Genomic DNA, 17,545 nt, shown 5'->3' with positions numbered 1-17,545 from the left:
ATGTTCTTGATGTAGTCGGCGTGGCCTGGGCAGTCGACGTGCGCGTAGTGACGGTTCGCGGTTTCGTACTCGACGTGTGCGGTGTTGATGGTGATGCCGCGTGCTTTTTCTTCTGGCGCTGCATCGATCTGGTCGTAGGCTTTTGCTTCGCCGCCGAATTTCTTCGACAGGACGGTAGCGATTGCTGCGGTCAGGGTGGTCTTGCCGTGGTCGACGTGACCGATGGTGCCGACGTTGACGTGCGGCTTGGTCCGTTCGAATTTACCTTTTGCCATTTTTCGATCTTCCTTTAAATGAACTGTTTTACTTTATTTTTAACGGGGCAGGACACGCGTCCTGCCCCCGCGGTATTACTTGGACTTGGCGGTGACGATGGCGTCAATCACGTGCTTCGGAGCTTCCGAATAGTGCTTGAATTCCATCGTGTAGGTCGCACGACCCTGGGTCGCCGAACGCAGCGAGGTCGAGTAACCGAACATTTCCGACAGCGGGACTTCGGCCTTGATGATCTTGCCGCCGCCGCCCGGGATTTCGTCCATGCCCTGGACCATACCGCGACGCGACGACAGGTCGCCCATCACCGAACCAGCGTAGTCTTCCGGCGTTTCCACTTCCACGGCCATCATTGGCTCGAGGATGACTGGCGATGCTTTACGGCAGCCGTCCTTGAATGCCATCGAACCTGCCATACGGAACGCGTTCTCGTTCGAGTCGACGTCGTGGTACGAACCGAAGGTCACGGTGACTTTGACGTCAACGACCGGGTAACCAGCCAGCACGCCGGTGGTCAGGGTTTCGCGGACACCCTTTTCGACTGCAGGGATGTATTCGCGAGGAATCACGCCGCCCTTGATGGCGTCGACGAACTCGAAGCCCTTGCCCGGCTCTTGCGGTTCGATGGTCAGGACTGCGTGGCCGTACTGGCCGCGACCGCCCGACTGCTTGACGAACTTGCCTTCGACGTCGGTGACCGTCTTGCGGATGGTTTCGCGGTAGGCAACCTGTGGCTTGCCGACGGTCGCTTCGACGCTGAATTCGCGCTTCATGCGGTCGACGATAATTTCCAGGTGCAGCTCGCCCATACCACCGATGATGGTCTGGCCCGATTCTTCATCGGTACGCACGCGGAACGACGGATCTTCCTGTGCCAGGCGGTTCAGCGCCAGGCCCATTTTTTCCTGGTCAGCCTTGGTCTTCGGCTCGACAGCCTGCTGGATGACCGGCTCAGGGAAGACCATCTTTTCCAGGGTGATGACCGACGAAGGATCGCACAGGGTTTCGCCCGTGGTCGCTTCTTTCAGGCCGACCGCTGCGGCGATGTCGCCTGCGTGGACTTCCTTGATCTCTTCGCGCTGGTTGGCGTGCATCTGCAGGATACGACCCAGGCGTTCTTTCTTGCCCTTGATTGGGTTGTAGACGGTGTCGCCCGACTTGATCATGCCCGAGTAGACGCGGAAGAAGATCAGCTGGCCGACGAACGGGTCGGTCATGATCTTGAATGCCAGCGCCGAGAACTTCTCGTCGTCGGCTGCGCGGCGGGTGACCGGCTGGTCGTCCTCGTCGGTACCGCCGACTGGCGGGATGTCGATTGGCGACGGCAGGTATTCGATCACGCCGTCCAGCATGGCTTGCACGCCCTTGTTCTTGAACGCGGTGCCGCACATCATCGGGACGATTTCCGACGCGATGGTGCGCTGGCGCAGGGCGGCCTTGATCTCTTCTTCCGAGAGGTCGCCTTCGTCCAGGTACTTGTTCATCAGCTCTTCCGACGCTTCAGCGGCGGTTTCGACCAGCTTCTCGCGCCATTCGTTGGCTTGATCGACCAGCTCGGCCGGGATGTCACGGTAGTCGAACTTCATGCCCTGCGACGCGTCGTCCCAGAAGATGGCTTTCATCTTGACCAGGTCGACCACGCCCAGGAAGTTCTCTTCCGCGCCGATCGGGATCTGCAGAGGGATCGGGTTGGCCTTCAGGCGAGCGCGCATCTGGTCATAGACCTTGAAGAAGTTCGCACCGGTACGGTCCATCTTGTTGACGAAAGCCAGACGTGGGACTTTGTACTTGTTAGCCTGGCGCCACACGGTTTCCGACTGTGGCTGCACGCCGCCGACTGCGCAGTAAACCATGCAGGCGCCGTCGAGCACGCGCATCGAGCGTTCGACTTCAATGGTGAAGTCGACGTGGCCCGGGGTGTCGATGATGTTGATGTGGTGCGGCTCGAAATTGTTGGCCATACCCTTCCAGAAGCAGGTCGTCGCTGCCGAGGTAATGGTAATGCCGCGTTCCTGCTCCTGCTCCATCCAGTCCATGGTAGCGGCGCCGTCGTGCACTTCGCCGATCTTGTGGTTCACGCCGGTGTAGAACAGGACGCGTTCGGTGGTGGTGGTTTTACCAGCATCGATGTGAGCGGAAATACCGATGTTGCGGTAGCGCTCAATGGGGGTCTTGCGTGCCATAATTTTTCCTAAATCTTTGAATGGACAAAACCGGGCGGCATCTTGGAGTCAAAATGTGCCCGGCCTGAACAACAGATACTGCGGCCGCGCCCCCAGGGGAGTCTGGCCAATTGCTTAGAAGCGGAAGTGCGAGAACGCCTTGTTCGCTTCGGCCATGCGGTGCACTTCATCGCGACGCTTCATGGCGCCACCGCGCATTTCAGCCGCTTCCATCAGCTCACCGCCGAGGCGTTGTGGCATGGATTTTTCGCTGCGCTTGTTTGCGGCTTCGCGCAACCAACGCATGGACAGCGCCATACGGCGGACCGGACGAACTTCAACTGGCACCTGGTAGTTGGCGCCGCCGACGCGGCGGGACTTGACTTCCACCAGTGGCTTGGCATTGTTGATCGCGGTCACGAACACTTCCAGCGGGTCCTTGCCCGATTTGGTCTGGATGTATTCGAATGCACCGTAGATGATGTTTTCAGCGACCGACTTCTTGCCGGACAGCATCAGAACGTTGACGAATTTGGCGACATCGGTATTGCCGAATTTTGGATCTGGCAGGATCTCGCGCTTGGGTACTTCACGACGACGTGGCATTTCAATTCCTTTATCTTCAGTTGAGTGCTTTGTGGGCACTCGCGAGGGCCATCATGACCACTCACTTACTCGGCCTTCCGGCCGGCTCAACTTAACTTTTAAATGTGACCCCGGTATGACCGAGAGCAGAAATTACTTCTTCGCAGCCTTGGCACGCTTGGCGCCGTACTTCGAACGCGCCTGCTTACGGTCCTTGACGCCCTGGGTATCCAGTGCACCGCGAACCATGTGGTAACGCACACCCGGCAAGTCCTTGACACGACCGCCGCGCAGCAGGACAACGCTGTGCTCTTGCAGGTTGTGGCCTTCACCGCCGATGTACGAAATGACTTCGAAACCGTTGGTCAGGCGAACTTTGGCGACTTTACGCAGAGCCGAGTTCGGCTTCTTTGGGGTCGTGGTGTATACACGGGTGCAGACACCGCGCTTTTGCGGGCAGTTTTCCAGTGCCGGCGACTTGCTCTTCACAACCGCGGCAACGCGCGGCTTGCGAATCAGTTGATTGATGGTTGGCATCGTTCCTAATCCAACAAAGTACTACAGTTGATAACCCGGACCACTGGTCCGGGGACTGAAACCTAGTCCCGTTCGCTTGCACAGCACAGGCGACGAAAGCCACTCACCGAAGGAGCGGCTGCGAATGCGTATACGATGTGCAGAATAAAAACGAGAACTCGCGAGTATAGGCTTGATATGACCAGGGGTCAACCGCTTTGGTGGCCGGCGAGCCCGGCAGCGGGCCCTGGGGGCGGTTTACCGTGAAGGATGTGGCAAGCTTGCTACAAGTAACTGCCACCCGGCTCAGCCGTAGCCAGCGCCGGGCGGCGTTTCTGCCGATAAAGACGGCTGCCGCCAAAGTGAGCATAATAGCCGCTTTCCCCTGCCTGCCCAACCGATGTCCCGCCTGTTGCACCGCTTGCCGCCCGCCCTGCTGCGCCCCGCCAACCTCTACCTGCTGCTGAGCTATACGGTGCTGTCGGCCGTGCCCTTCGCCGGGCAACTGCTGGGCGCGCCTTTAGCCGACCCGTGGCAGCTGCTGGGCGCCGGCCTGTTCGCCTGGATCGCGGCCTGGGCCCTGTGCAAGCGTCCGGCCTGGTTCCACTGGGCGCTGCTGCCGGCCTTCCTCGCCCTGCCCACCGAGCTCTACCTGCTGACGTATTACGGCCAAGGCATCTCGACCCATCACCTGGGCGTCATCGCGGAGACCAGCCCCAGCGAGGCGCTGGAATTCCTGGGCGGGAAAGCCTGGCTGCTGGGCGTCGTCGTCATGACCGTGCTGCTGTGGTTCGGCTCGACCTGGATGGTGGCCTGCCGTACCCGCGACTTCGACTGGACCGACCGCTCGCGCTGGGTGGTGCTGGCGGCGCTGGGCAGCTGCGCGGCGGTGCTGGCCTATGGCCACAAGTATGGCGTCGCCCAGGCGGCGAAGGCCTCGGCCGGCGCCACGTCCGCCTCGTCGGCGCGGCCGCCGGCGCTGCCGCACTGGGCCAGGCTGCCCTTCGATCTCGGCATCTTCGCGCGCTCCTGGCCTTTCGGTTTGAGCGCGCGCGGCATCGACTTCTATAAAGAGCGCATCTACCTGGCGGAACTGAACCGGCGCAGCGCCGCCTTCCGCTTCGGCGCGCACCAGGCGGGCGATGCGCAGGCGCCGCAGGTGGTCGTGCTGGTGCTGGGCGAATCCTCGCGCTACGACCGCTGGCGCCTGAACGGCTACGCACGCGACACCAATCCGCTGCTGGCCAAGGAAAGCAACCTCGTCATGCTGCAGGACGTGATCACCCCGGTATCGGCCACCCGGCTGTCGGTCCCGGTGATCATTTCGCGCAAACCCGCGATGCAAAGCCTGAAAGACGGCTTCTCCGAAAAATCCATGCTGTCGGCCTTCCGGGAAGCCGGCTTCAAGACCTTCTGGATCTCCAACCAGGTCTCGTTCGGCAAGTTCGACACCCCCGTGTCGGTGTTCGCCAAGGAAGCGGACGACGTCCAGTTCCTGAACCTGGGGGGCTTTTCGGGCGCCTCGAACCACGACGACGTGCTGCTCGCGCCGCTGCGGCGCGCCATCGCCGACCCGGCGCAGAAGGTGCTGGTGGTGCTGCATACGCTGGGCAGCCACTGGAACTACGCCCACCGCTATCCCAAGGAATTCGACCGCTGGCACCCTTCGCTCACGGCCATCGCCAAGCCGGACGTCACCGACACCCGCCTCGAGCCGCAGATCAACAACAGTTACGACAGCGCGATCCTCTACACCGACTGGTTCCTGTCGAACGTGATTGGGATACTCAAGGAATCGAACCTGCCGGCTTCGCTGCTGTACGTGGCCGACCATGGCCAGACGCTCTACGACAAGTCGTGCAAGATCGCCTTCCACGGCCACAACACGCAGTACGAATTCCATATCCCGGCCTTTGTCTGGTATTCAGGCAGCTATGCCGAGCGCTTCCCGGCCAAGGTCGAGCAGCTGCAGCGCCACCGCAAGGAACGGCTCTCGACCGAGAACATGTTTCATACGGTGCTGGACATGGCCGACGTGCGCTATCCCGGCGAGCGGCTCGAATGGAGTTTCGTGAGCCCGGCATTCAAGCGCCACAAGCGCTATGTCGACAGCTATGGCTGGACCGACTACGACGACGCGACCATGCGCGGCGACTGCCGCGAGGTGATCGCGCGCGGCAAGCCGCTCAAGCGGTATTAAGGGCTCTGGCGCAATGCCAGTCGCCTTGGCGCTGCCAAGGGCCCGTAGGGTGGGCAAGTTCCTTGCCCACGCGGTGATAGTTACAGATTGAACAGCCGCACAGGCTGCATTACCGTGGTTTGAACGCGTGGGCAGAATCTGCCCACCCTACGATTGCGTAGCGATTCTCAGGTGACTTGCGTGGTGCACACCGTCCGGCTCCGGCTCGACCAGGTGCCCAGTCAGCCAGCGCGCCACCTCGGCCGCCCTGTCCTCGATCTGGGCGCCGAAGCCCTGGGTGGCCAGCAGCGCGATGCCGTTCGGGTTGCGCAGCACGCCCGGCTCCACCACCGGGCGCCCGCTGGACGTATCGATGCGCAGCGGCGCAAGCCGGCCATGCAGCAGCCGCGCCAGCACCAGGTTGTGCGAGGAGACCAGCACCAGGTCGCGCGCGCACAGGGTTTCCAGCACCGCGCAAGCAGCCGATACCGATTCCAGGTGATTGGTGCCGCGGAAGACCTCGTCGACCAGGCAGATGCCGGCCGGCGCGCCGCTCGCCTCCAGGAGCTCGCGTGCGCGCCGCAGTTCCGACATATATAGACTCTCGCCCCCGAGCAGCGAATCCTCGTTCTGCATGCTGGCCCGCACCGGCACTGCCGGCAGGCGCGCGGCTCGTGCGTAGCAGAAGCCGAAGGCGCGCGCCACCACCAGGTTCAGGCCCACCATGCGCAGGAAGGTGCTCTTGCCCGAGGCGTTCTGGCCCGAGACGAAGGCGCCCCGTCCGTCCAGCGTCAGCGACAGCGCGGTCGGCTGTTCCATCAGCGGGTGCACGCCATGCTGCAGTTCCAGCGTGCGCGCGGGCGTGCGCTCGGCCCAGCACCAGTGGTCCAGGCCGCGCAGGTGGCGCGCAAGGGACAGGTCCGCTTCCAGTTCGGCCGTGCGCAAATAGGCGGTGCGCAGGAAGTCGCGCGCTCCGTACACGGCGCGCACGGTCTTCCAGTAGCGGCGCACGTTGTAGGCGCCGAACCAGTTGAGGTAGCCCTCGCCGCCCGGCGTCATGCGCAACAGGAGCGGGCGTCCGACCCGCGTATGCAGGCGCTCGGCCGGGACTCGCGCGTCCACAAAAGGCGCCAGCAGCGGGCCACCCAACTGCGCCAGTTTGTGGCTGGCTGCCAGCAGCGCGTTGATGCTGTTCAGGGTTGCCATCCACAGCTCGATGCGGCGGTGGTAGGTGATCTGCAGCGCCATCAAGGGCGCCAGCGCGGCGATCGTCGCCATCCAGCCAAGCGGCTGCGTCGCCAGCAAGGCCAGGGATCCCAGCAGGAGCAGCGGCAGGGTCCATACCATGCGCGCCCAGGCCGGCGCTCGGGGCGCTTCGCCGCCGAACAGCAGGCCGGCCAGTTCGGTGTCGGCGTGGCGCAGCGGCAGCATGGCCGCGGTCAAGGCATCGATGCGCGCCGGATCGGCCAGCAGGTTGCGCAGTCGCTCATCCAATGCCGCGCATTCGTCATCGCCGATGCCGGCGCGCAGGCGCCGGTGCAGCATCTGGCGCCCGAAGATGCTGCTGCCCTGCGCCAGCTTGTCTTCGCAGGCTTCGAGCAGCAGGTCTTGCCAGGTCTGGTCGTCGAGCGCGGTGCGCGCGTCGTGCCCGACCTGGTGCAAACGCCCGATTTCTTCAGGGGTAAAAAAATGCGAGGGTGGCTCACGCCCGGTTGACAGCTGGAAATTATCGGGCAGCAAGCTCAACAGGGAGCCGAAGAGGGAAGCAAACTTGGGTGGCATGTGCAGGAGGATTGGCGGAGGCGACCCAGGATCTTAACAGCCCGTCCATACGGAAAATGCAAGCTTTGTCACGCGTCGGGAATCAACTGCGTACGTTCTCCAACATACCGATGTGACAACACATGGCAGCATGGACCACCGCAAGTACTCCCACAACGACCAACAAAAAGGATGGCTTCCATGAAACGCGTTCTGACCGCAAGCTTGCTCACCCTGGCCATCGGCGCCGCCTACGCTCAGCAGGGCGACGGCACCCGGGCGTCCAACCCCGCCAACACCTTCAAACCCGCGAAAGTGGAAGCCACGCCCGAGCGCATGCGCGGCATCAAGGCGCCGCAGGGCTTCGTCGTCACGCCCTTCGCCACCGGCCTGAAGAACGCCCGCATCATCGCGGTGGCGCCCAGCGGCGACATCTACGTGAGCCGGCGCGACCAGGGCGACGTCCTGATGCTGCGCGATGCGGACGGCGACGGCAAGGCCGACGGCGCCCCCATCGAGGTGGCCAACCGCGCCGGCGCCCACGGCATCGCGATCAAGGACAACAAGTTCTACCTCGTCACGGTCAAGGAACTATTCGTGGCCGACATGAAGCCGGACGGCCGCCTGGGCGACCTGAAACTGCTCATCGGCGACCTGCCCGATGCGGGCCAGCACCCGAACCGCACCATGGCCTTCGGCCCCGACGGCATGCTCTACCTGAGCGTGGGCAGCACCTGCAATACCTGCAACGAAAGCAATCCCGAGAACGCGACCATGCTGCGCATCTCGCCGGACGGCCAGCAGCGCAGCATTTTCGCGTCAAGCCTGCGCAACACGATCGGCTTCGGCTGGCATCCGCAGACGGGCGAACTGTGGGGCTTCGACCACGGCATCGACTTCCTCGGCGACGACCAGCAGCAGGAAGAAGTCAACAAGATCGAGCTGGGCAAGATGTACGGCTGGCCGCACGTTTTCGCCAAGGGCGACATCCACCCGCAAACCACCCCGGTGGGCGAGATCAGCAAGGAACAGTGGAAAGCGCGCAGCACGCCGATGGTGCTGGGCTATACCGCCCACGCGGCGCCGATGCAGATGGTGTTCGGCGCCACCGGCGGCTTCCCGCCCGACTACGCCGGCGACGCGTTCGTCACCATGCGCGGCTCGTGGAACCGCGCCCAGCCCTCGGGCTACGAGATCGTGCGCGTGCGCTTCGCCAACGGCCAACCCAGGTCGGTCGAGCCTTTCGTCACCGGCTTCCTGACCGATGGCGGCAAGACCCATATCGCCCGCCCGGTCGGCCTGGCCTTCGCCAAGGACGGCGCGCTCCTGATGGCGGACGACGCCAACGGCGTCATCTACCGCATCGCCCACAATGCCGGCAAGCCGGGCAACCTGGCTGCGACGGCGCCAGCCGGTCCGATGCGCGAGCAGGCCAACAAGGGCAATGGCGTGCCGCTGGCGAACAAGCGCGCGGAAACCGCCGCCAAGGGCACGCTGTCGGTCAGCTCCCCGAACTTCAAGGCCGGCGGCGCGATGGACCAGAAGTACAGCGAATACGCCGACGGCGTCTCGCCTGCCCTGTCGTGGGCGGCGGTGCCGAATGCGAAGTCCTACGCCATCGTGATGGAAGACCCTGATTCGAAGCCGGTCGCCCCCTTCGTGCACTGGCTGGCCTGGAATATCCCGGCGAATGTCACCAGCCTGCCCGAAGGCCTGCAGGAGCAGCCGCGCCTGACCGATCCGGAGGGCGTGCTGCAGGGGCGGAACACGCGCGGCTCGATGGGCTATTTCGGGCCGAAGCCCCCGGTGGGCGACAAGCCGCACCGCTATTACTTCCAGGTGTACGCGCTCGATACGATGCTCGAGGTGCCGTTCGGGGCGGACCGCGACACGCTGCTGCAGGCGATGCAGGGGCATGTCCTGTCCAAGGGCGAGGTGATGGGCACTTACGGGCAGAAGCAGAAGCCGCAGAAGTAAGCTGGCACGCGGCCCGTAGGGCCGTGCTTACCGCCGTGTCCGCGTACGTACGGACACCCCCATGCGGACACGCCGGACAACCTTGTCCGGCGTGTCCGTTTCCTTTTCAATCAATGACTTAGCGATTATTCAACTGCTGGCACGGATCCTGCACTAACGACCGCAAACCCGTCGTTATTGGAAACACCATGATCCGCGATACATCAGAACAAGACGCCGTCCTCACGGCAGCACCGGTCCACAAGCTCAAGCGCCGCGCCCTGTGGGTGGGCGGCGCCGTCGCCATCGTCGCCGTCACGGCCGCCGTCCTCGGCACCTGGAGCAGCAGCGAGCATTCGGTCAGCGAAAGCCGCCTGCGCATTGCCGAAGTCACCCGCGGCACCCTGGTGCGCGACGCTTCCGTCAACGGCCGCGTGGTCGCCGCCGTCAGCCCGACCCTGTATTCGACCTCCCCCGCCACCGTCAACCTGAAGGTCGCCGCCGGCGACACCGTGAAACGCGGCGACGTGCTGGCCGTGCTGGAGTCGCCCGACCTGTCCGATGAGCTCAAGCGCGAAGTGTCGAGCTACGAGCAATTGAAGGCCGAAGTGGCGCGCCAGCAGATCCTGGCGCGCAAGCAGAAACTGCTGGCCAAGCGTGAAGCCGACACCGCCGAGATCGACCGCCTGTCGGCCCAGCGCACGCTGGAGCGCTACGAGAGCGTGGCGCAGGTCGGCATCATCGCCAAGATCGACTACCAGAAAGCCAAGGACGCGCTGAACTCGGCCGAGATCCGCGCCCGCCACGCGACCCAGGCCGCCGGCCTGGAAAGCGACGACGTGCAGCTGGCCCTGCAGACCAAGGTCAACGAGCTGGAACGCCAGCGCCTGTCGATGGCCAACGCCCAGCGCCGCGTCGACGAGCTGACCGTGCGCGCGCCGGTGGACGGCTTCATCGGCACCCTCAACGTCCAGAACCGCATGGTGGTCGCCGCCAATGCGCCCCTGATGACCCTGGTCGACCTGTCCAAGCTCGAAGTCGAACTGGAAGTGCCGGAGTCGTACATGACCGACATCGGCTTAGGGCTGAACGCCGAGATCACCCTGCCGGGCGGCAAAGCCACCGGCAAGCTCTCCGCCCTGTCGCCCGAAGTCGTGAAGAACCAGGTGCTGGCGCGGGTGCGCTTCGACGGCGAGCAGCCCAAGGGCCTGCGCCAGAGCCAGCGCGTGACCGCCCGCCTCCTGATCGAAGAACGCCCGAACGTGGTGATGCTGCCGCGCGGCCCTTTTGTCGAGAGCGAAGGCGGGCGTGTCGCCTACCGGGTGGAAGACGGCGTGGCCGTGCGCACCCCGGTGCAACTGGGCGCCACCAGCATTTCCGCCGTCGAGATCCTGTCGGGCCTGAAGCCCGGCGACAAGGTCGTCATTTCCGGCACCGACACATTCAACAACGCCACCCGCGTCTCGATCAACCGCTGAACGCTTAACAAGACAAACAAAGGAGAAACCCATGCTGCGCATGACCAACCTGAGCAAGGTGTACCGCACCCACATGATCGAAACCCACGCGCTGCGCGGCTTCGAGATCGACGTCAAGCAGGGCGAGTTCGTCACCGTCACCGGCCCTTCCGGCTCGGGCAAGACCAGCTTCCTGAACATCGCCGGCCTGCTCGAAGAATTCAGCTCGGGCGAGTACATCCTCGACGGCGTCAACGTGAAGGGGCTGGACGACACCGCACGCTCGCGCCTGCGCAACGAGAAGCTGGGCTTCATCTTCCAGGGCTTCAACCTGATCCCCGACCTGAATTTGTTCGACAACGTCGACGTGCCGCTGCGCTACCGGGGCTTCAACAAGGCCGAGCGCAAGGAACGCATCGAGGACGCGCTGGCGAAAGTGGGCCTGGCCTCGCGCATGAAGCACTACCCGGCCGAGCTCTCCGGCGGCCAGCAGCAGCGCGTGGCGATCGCGCGCGCGCTGGCAGGTTCGCCCAAGCTGCTGCTGGCCGACGAGCCGACCGGCAACCTCGACACGCAGATGGCGCGCGGCGTCATGGAACTGCTGGAAGAGATCAACACGGCCGGCACTACCATCCTGATGGTCACCCACGATCCGGAACTGGCCGTGCGCACCCACCGCAACGTGCACATCATCGACGGCCAGGTCTCGGACCTGGTGCGCAAGGGCCCGACCCTGGTCGACAAGGCCCCGGTCTCGGCATAAGGAAAGCGCCATGTTCTCCTACTACTTCAAGCTTGGCCTGCGCAGCCTGCGCCGCAACCCGGCCCTGACCGCCCTGATGGTGCTGACCCTGGCCATCGGCGTGGCCGCCAGCGTCTCGACGCTGACCATCCTGCACATGATGTCGGGCGACCCGATTCCCGAGAAGAGCGACCGCCTGTTCGTGCCGCAGCTCGACAACGGCCCGCTGGAGGGCTGGGTGCCGAGCGATGGCCCCAACGACATGCAGATGAGCTATCCGGACGCCGCCAACCTGCTCAAGAGCGGCCAGGGCGAGCGCCGCACCGCCATGTACGGCGTCGAGCTGCCGGTCGAGCCGCCGCGCAGCGACATCCCCGCCTTCAATGCGCGCGGCCTGGCGCCGACGCTGGACTTCTTCGCCATGTTCAAGGTGCCTTTCCTGCATGGCCAGCCATGGACCGCGCAGGATGATGCGCGCGGCGCCGACGTCGTGGTGCTGGGCCGCGAAACGGCCGAAAAACTGTTCGGCGAAGCCAACCCGGTCGGCAAGCAGCTCATGATGAAAGGCTTCCCCTTCACCGTGACCGGCGTGATCGACACCTGGTCGCCGCTGCCGCGCTACTACAAGCTGATCGGCGGCAGCCGCTTCGGCAAGGGCGAGGAATTCTTCATTCCCTTCGCCACCGCGATTCGCCGCGAGCAGGGCCACAGCGGCAGCATGAACTGCAGCGCCAACCGCGACCCCGGCTTTGCCAACCTGCTCACCTCGGAATGCACCTGGATCCAGTTCTGGTTCGAGACCCGCAGTGCAGGCGACCGCGCCGAGCTGCAATCCTTCCTCGACAACTACGCCAGCGAACAGCGCAAGCTGGGGCGCCTGAAGCGCAATGCGCCGAACAAGCTGTACAACGTGATGGAATGGATGGAAGAGCTGAAAGTGGTCGGCAACGACAGCAAGCTGTCGGCCTGGCTGGCCTTCGGCTTCCTGGTGCTGTGCCTGGTGAACACCATCGGCCTGCTGCTGGCGAAGTTCTCGGTGCGCGCCGCCGAAGTCGGCATCCGCCGCGCACTGGGCGCCTCGCGCCGCGACATCTTCCGCCAGTTCCTGATCGAGACCGGGGTGGTCGGCCTGGCCGGCGGCGTTCTGGGACTGGTGCTGGCCTTCGGCGCCCTGGCCCTGATCGGCATGCAGAGCAAGGGGATGGCCACGATCGCGCGCATGGACTGGCAGATGCTGGTCCTGACCTTCATCATGTCCGTGGCCGCCGCCCTCGTCGCAGGCCTGCTGCCGACCTGGCGCGCCTGCCAGGTCACGCCGGCGATCCAGCTGAAATCCCAATAAGAGAGCAATCATCATGGAAATCCGTCCCATCCTGTCTGCGCTGATGCGCAACAAAACCGGCCCGATCCTGGTCGCCCTGCAGGTCGCCCTGAGCCTGGCCATCCTGGCCAACGCGCTGCACATCGTGAACGAGCGGCGCGAGATGGCCGCCCGTCCGTCCGGCCTCTCGGACGAAGCGGCGACCTTCTACTTCACGGTGCGCAACCTGAACAAGGACGGCCCCGAGCAGCAACTGGCCACGATGAAGCGCGAAGCGGACGTGCTGCGTGCGGTGCCGGGCGTGGTCTCGGTCGCCAACGTGACCCAGATGCCGATGTCGCGCGACGGCAGCACCAGCAGCATCGCCATCGACAAGCGCCAGGAACGCCAAAGCGCCCCTGCCGGCATGTACATCTCGGGCGACTCGCTGGTCAAGACCTTCGGCCTGAAGCTGGTCGAAGGCCGCGACTTCCTGCCGCAGGACTACAAGGAGGTCAACGAGAACGAAAACCGCGAGGTGCCGCCGACCCTGATTATCACCAAGCCGCTGGCCGAGAAGCTGTGGCCGGGCCAGCCGGCGGTCGGCAAGACCCTGTACTTCGGCACCGGCGAGGACGCCCAGGGCAGCCAGGTCGTCGGCGTGGTCGAGCGCCTGCAGACCGCGCACACCGAAGTGGGCGAGACCGGCGATTTCTCGGTGCACGTGCCGGCGCGCCTGTACGGCAATCCCGGCGCGCTGTACGCCATCCGCACCGAGCCGGGCCAGCGCGACCGCGTGATCAAGGAAGCGGAAGAAGCGCTGCGCAAGTCGTCCGCCACCCCGATGATCCTGCAGACCAAGACCACCGAAGAAGACCGCAAGGACCGCTACCGCGCCGACGTCGCGCTGTCGTGGATGCTGATCACGGTGAGCGTGCTGCTGCTCCTGATTACCTGCTCGGGCATCGTCGGCATGGCCAGCCTGTGGGTCACCCAGCGCCGCAAGCAGATCGGCGTGCGCCGCGCCCTGGGTGCGCGCAAGCTCGACATCCTGCGCTATTTCATTACCGAGAATTTCATGATCACCAGCGCCGGCGTGTTCGGCGGCGTGCTGCTGGGCCTGAGCCTGAACCACCTCCTGGTGACCCGGCTCGAAATGGCGCGCCTGCCGGTGCACTACCTGGTCGGCGGCGCGGTCGTGTTCTGGGCGCTGGGCATCCTGGCAGCCTACGGTCCGGCATGGCGGGCGGCAAGCATTTCGCCGGCCACCGCTACCCGAAGTGCTTGAGGACTTTCAGCCAATGGTATCCTTGCGCCCATGCCCACTGTACTGATCATTGACGACAACGCCGCGGTCGCGATCGCGCTCGAGGTCCTGTTCTCGCTCCACGACATCGCCGCCCTGCGCGCGAGTTCGCCGGAGGAAGGACTGGACATCCTCGGGCGCGAAGCCGTGGACCTGGTGATCCAGGACATGAACTTCACGCTTGAGACCACGTCGGGCGAGGAAGGGGTGGCGCTGTTCCGCGAGATCCGCAAGCGCCACCCGGACCTGCCGGTGATCCTGCTTACCGCCTGGACCCATCTGGATGCGGCGGTGGAGCTGATCAAGGCCGGCGCGGCCGACTACCTGTCCAAGCCCTGGAACGACGAGCGGCTGATCACCACGGTGACCAACCTGATCGAACTGGGCCAGGCCAACCGCGCGCTGAACACGCGCCTGCAGCGCGAGCGCCGCGCCAAGCGCGAGCTGGAACAAGGCTTCGACTTGCGCGGGCTGGTCTGGCAAGACCCGGCCACCGAGCGCGTGCTGCACCTGGCCTGCCAGGTCGCGCGCTCGGACATCCCCGTGCTGATCACCGGCCCGAACGGCACCGGCAAGGAGCGCATCGCCGAGATCATCCAGGCCAATTCGCCGGTGGCCGACGGTCCCTTCGTGGTGCTCAACTGCGGCGCCCTGCCTTCGGAACTGATCGAGGCGGAGCTGTTCGGCGCCGACGCCGGGGCGTACACCGGCGCCTCCAAGGCCCGCGAAGGCAAGTTCGAGGCGGCCGATGGCGGCACCCTGTTCCTGGACGAGATCGGCAACCTGCCGCTGGCCGGGCAGATGAAACTGCTGCGCGTGCTGGAAACCGGGCGCTTCGAACGGCTCGGCTCGAACCGCGAGCGCCAGGTCAAGGTGCGCGTGATCAGCGCCACCAATGCCGACCTGGGTGCGATGATCCGCGCCGGGACCTTCCGCGAAGACCTGTTCTATCGCCTGAACGTGATCGAGCTACGCCTGCCGCCGTTAGCTGCGCGCCCCGGCGACATCCTGCCGCTGGCACTGTCCTTCCTGCGCGGGAAGACGCTGCACCCGCTGGCCGAGTCCGCGCTGCTGGCCCATGCCTGGCCGGGTAACGTGCGTGAACTGAAGAACGTGATGGCGCGCGCCAGCCTGCTGGCGCAAGGCGATGTCATCAAGGCGCTTGATCTGGGCTTGCCGGTATCGGCGGCAGCCAGCCAGGATGCGGAGCCCGACCGCGAGGCCATCGTCCAGGCGCTGGCACGCGCCGGCGGCGTGGTGGCGCAGGCGTCCAGCGAACTGGGGCTGTCGCGCCAGGCCCTGTACCGGCGCATGGAGCGGCTCGGGATCGCCAGGCCCGCATGAAGGGCAAGGGCTTCCGGCTTTCGCTGGTTACGCGCTGGTCGGCGCTGGTCGGCACCCTGCTGGCGCTCGGCATCCTCATTGCGCTCGGGCTCGAGCACTTCTTCCCCGATCACCCGGTCCTGGTCTTCTTCGGCTGCCTGCTGGCGATCGTCCCGATCGCCATCATTACCATCCGCTCCCAGATCCAGCCGATCCTGTCGCTGTTCCGCGCCCTGGAGGGCACGGTGGCGAGCTACCGCGACGGCGATTTTTCCTTCAGCCTGCACTGGCCGCAGAACGACGAGCTGGCCGACCTGATCGCCGCCCACAATGAACTCGGCCACGTGCTGCGCGAGCAGCGCCTGGGCCTGGTGCAGCGCGAACTGCTGCTCGATACCATGGTGCAGAACACGCCGGTGGCCATGCTGCTGGTAACCGACTTCGCGGCGAACGCCGGCACCATCGTCTACGCCAACCTGGCCGCGCGCAAGCTCCTGTCCGAGGGGCGCAAGCTCGAAGGCCACCAGCTGGGCGACGTGCTCGACACGGCCGCCCCGGCACTGAAGGAAGCGCTGGCGCGCGGCGGCGACGGCCTGTTCACCGCCGGCGAGGGCGAGGACGAAGAGGTCTACCACCTGGCGCGCAGCAGCTTCACCCTCAATGGCCGGCGCCACGAGCTGCTGCTGCTGCGCCACCTGACCACCGAACTGCGCCGGCAGGAAGTGCAGACCTGGAAAAAGGTCATCCGCGTGATCAGCCATGAACTGAACAATTCGCTGGCGCCGCTCACCTCGCTCGCCCATTCGGGCGCGGAACTGGTGCGGCGCGGCCAGACCGAGCGGCTGCCGCAGATCCTGCAGACCATCGGCGAGCGCACCCGCCACCTGGAAACCTTCATCCTCGGCTATGCACGCTTTGCCAAGCTGCCCACGCCACGCCTGGAAGCGCGCAGCTGGGATGTCTTCGTCGACCGCCTGGCGGACCAGGTGCAATTCAGGCTCAGCGGTGAGCTGCCCCAGGAGCCGGCCTGGATCGACGCCGCCCAAATGGAGCAGGCCCTGCTCAACCTGCTCAAGAACGCCCACGAATCGGGCTCGCCGCCGGAAGACGTCGAACTGCAGGTGCGCCGGGTACAGGATGCGCTGCGCATCGACGTGCTCGATCGCGGCGCCGGCATGAGCGAGGCCGTGCTGACCAATGCGCTGGTGCCCTTCTATTCGACCAAGCGCAGCGGCACCGGCCTGGGGCTGGCGCTGGCGCGCGAGATCGCCGAAGCGCACGGCGGGCGCATCACGCTGGCCAACCGCGAGGGCGGCGGCCTGGCTGTCACCCTGATCCTGCCCCCAGTCACCATGAAAGGCTCGTAACATGCTCAACATCGTCGGCAAGGACAGCTCGATCAACGTGCGCAAGGTGCTGTGGACCTGTGCGGAACTCGGCCTGGCGTTCGAGCGCGAAGACTGGCATCCCGGCCATGCGGCGCTCAATCCGAATGCGCTGGTGCCGGTGCTGGTCGATGACGGCTTCGTGCTGTGGGAATCGAACACGATCTGCCGCTACCTCTGCACCCAGTACGGGGACGGCGCCCTGCTGCCGCATGACGCCCAGGGCCGCGCCCGCGTCGAGCAGTGGATGGACTGGCAGGCGACCGACCTGAACACGGCCTGGCGCTACGCCTTCATGGCGCTGGTGCGGCACAGTCCCGCCTACCAGGACCCGGCGCAAGTCCAGGCCAGCATCGCCGCCTGGAACCGGCACATTGCCATCCTCGATGCGCAGCTGGGCGCGACCGGCGCCTATGCCACGGGCGCCAGCTTCACGCTGGCCGACGTCGTGCTGGGCCTGTCGGTGAACCGCTGGATGATGACGCCGATGGACAAGCCGGACTTGCGCAAGGTGGCGGCCTACTACGACCGCCTGGCCGAGCGGCCGGGTTTCCGCACCTACGGGTGCAACGGCGTGGCCTGAACGCCTCTGGTAAGATC

General features: G+C 65.2%; 14 protein-coding genes. 9 read left to right on the top strand and 5 right to left on the bottom strand.

Annotated features, from left to right (window positions below):
* From AC3XQU_RS21140 to rpsL, 4 genes are all read right to left on the bottom strand, one after another.
* A partial coding sequence (locus AC3XQU_RS21140) for a GTP-binding protein (protein WP_489875139.1) occupies positions 1-275 on the bottom strand: 275 nt, incomplete at its 3' end.
* Positions 276-350: 75 nt separating this feature from the next.
* Entirely contained in the window at positions 351-2,456 is a 2,106-nt protein-coding gene (fusA, locus tag AC3XQU_RS21135) for an elongation factor G (RefSeq protein ID WP_489876125.1), read from the bottom strand.
* 114 nt (positions 2,457-2,570) lie between these two features.
* A complete protein-coding gene (gene rpsG / locus AC3XQU_RS21130; protein ID WP_171085213.1) occupies positions 2,571-3,041 on the bottom strand; it encodes a 30S ribosomal protein S7 in 471 nt (156 codons plus the stop codon).
* Between the two features lie 132 nt (positions 3,042-3,173).
* Entirely contained in the window at positions 3,174-3,557 is a 384-nt protein-coding gene (gene rpsL, locus AC3XQU_RS21125; RefSeq protein ID WP_091877422.1) for a 30S ribosomal protein S12, read from the bottom strand.
* Between the two features lie 379 nt (positions 3,558-3,936).
* Here rpsL and AC3XQU_RS21120 point away from each other — a divergent pair, with 379 nt between their 5' ends.
* Entirely contained in the window at positions 3,937-5,736 is a 1,800-nt protein-coding gene (locus tag AC3XQU_RS21120) for a phosphoethanolamine transferase (protein ID WP_489876124.1), read from the top strand.
* A 147-nt stretch (positions 5,737-5,883) separates the two neighbouring features.
* On the opposite strand, the gene AC3XQU_RS21115 is transcribed toward AC3XQU_RS21120, so the two are convergent.
* The gene (locus AC3XQU_RS21115; RefSeq protein WP_489876123.1) at positions 5,884-7,377 is read right to left on the bottom strand and encodes a MutS-related protein; all 1,494 of its coding nucleotides are present in this window, start codon (positions 7,375-7,377) and stop codon (positions 5,884-5,886) included.
* Between the two features lie 300 nt (positions 7,378-7,677).
* On the opposite strand from AC3XQU_RS21115, the gene AC3XQU_RS21110 reads away from it, so the two are divergent.
* The 8 genes from AC3XQU_RS21110 to AC3XQU_RS21075 all read left to right on the top strand — a co-directional run bounded on the left by AC3XQU_RS21110 (position 7,678) and on the right by AC3XQU_RS21075 (position 17,528).
* Positions 7,678-9,453 carry a YbhB/YbcL family Raf kinase inhibitor-like protein gene (locus tag AC3XQU_RS21110; RefSeq protein WP_489876122.1) on the top strand — a complete coding sequence of 592 codons (1,776 nt, stop codon included), beginning with the start codon at positions 7,678-7,680 and terminating at the stop codon, positions 9,451-9,453.
* 188 nt (positions 9,454-9,641) lie between these two features.
* On the top strand, positions 9,642-10,910 hold the full coding sequence (locus tag AC3XQU_RS21105; RefSeq protein WP_489876121.1) for an efflux RND transporter periplasmic adaptor subunit: 1,269 nt from the start codon (positions 9,642-9,644) through the stop codon (positions 10,908-10,910).
* Positions 10,911-10,941: 31 nt separating this feature from the next.
* The gene (locus AC3XQU_RS21100; protein WP_489876120.1) at positions 10,942-11,652 is read left to right on the top strand and encodes an ABC transporter ATP-binding protein; all 711 of its coding nucleotides are present in this window, start codon (positions 10,942-10,944) and stop codon (positions 11,650-11,652) included.
* A 10-nt stretch (positions 11,653-11,662) separates the two neighbouring features.
* Positions 11,663-12,973: an ABC transporter permease gene (locus tag AC3XQU_RS21095; protein ID WP_489876119.1), complete on the top strand. Its 1,311-nt coding sequence runs from the start codon at positions 11,663-11,665 to the stop codon at positions 12,971-12,973.
* Positions 12,974-12,986: 13 nt separating this feature from the next.
* A complete protein-coding gene (locus tag AC3XQU_RS21090) occupies positions 12,987-14,219 on the top strand; it encodes an ABC transporter permease (protein WP_489876118.1) in 1,233 nt (410 codons plus the stop codon).
* A gap of 30 nt (positions 14,220-14,249) precedes the next feature.
* Entirely contained in the window at positions 14,250-15,581 is a 1,332-nt protein-coding gene (locus tag AC3XQU_RS21085; RefSeq protein WP_489876117.1) for a sigma-54-dependent transcriptional regulator, read from the top strand.
* Positions 15,578-16,927 (top strand): sensor histidine kinase, encoded by a 1,350-nt coding sequence (locus AC3XQU_RS21080; RefSeq protein ID WP_489876116.1) that lies wholly within the window; start codon positions 15,578-15,580, stop codon positions 16,925-16,927. The genes AC3XQU_RS21085 and AC3XQU_RS21080 overlap by 4 nt, the downstream gene beginning before the upstream one ends.
* A 1-nt stretch (position 16,928) precedes the next feature.
* Positions 16,929-17,528 carry a glutathione S-transferase family protein gene (locus tag AC3XQU_RS21075; RefSeq protein WP_489876115.1) on the top strand — a complete coding sequence of 200 codons (600 nt, stop codon included), beginning with the start codon at positions 16,929-16,931 and terminating at the stop codon, positions 17,526-17,528.
* Positions 17,529-17,545: the final 17 nt, after the last annotated feature.

It is taken from the genome of Telluria sp. AZSoR62, assembly GCF_058111565.1.
The sequence above is the reverse complement of the archived record's forward strand: the minus strand, read 5'-3'. Positions and strand labels throughout refer to the sequence as shown.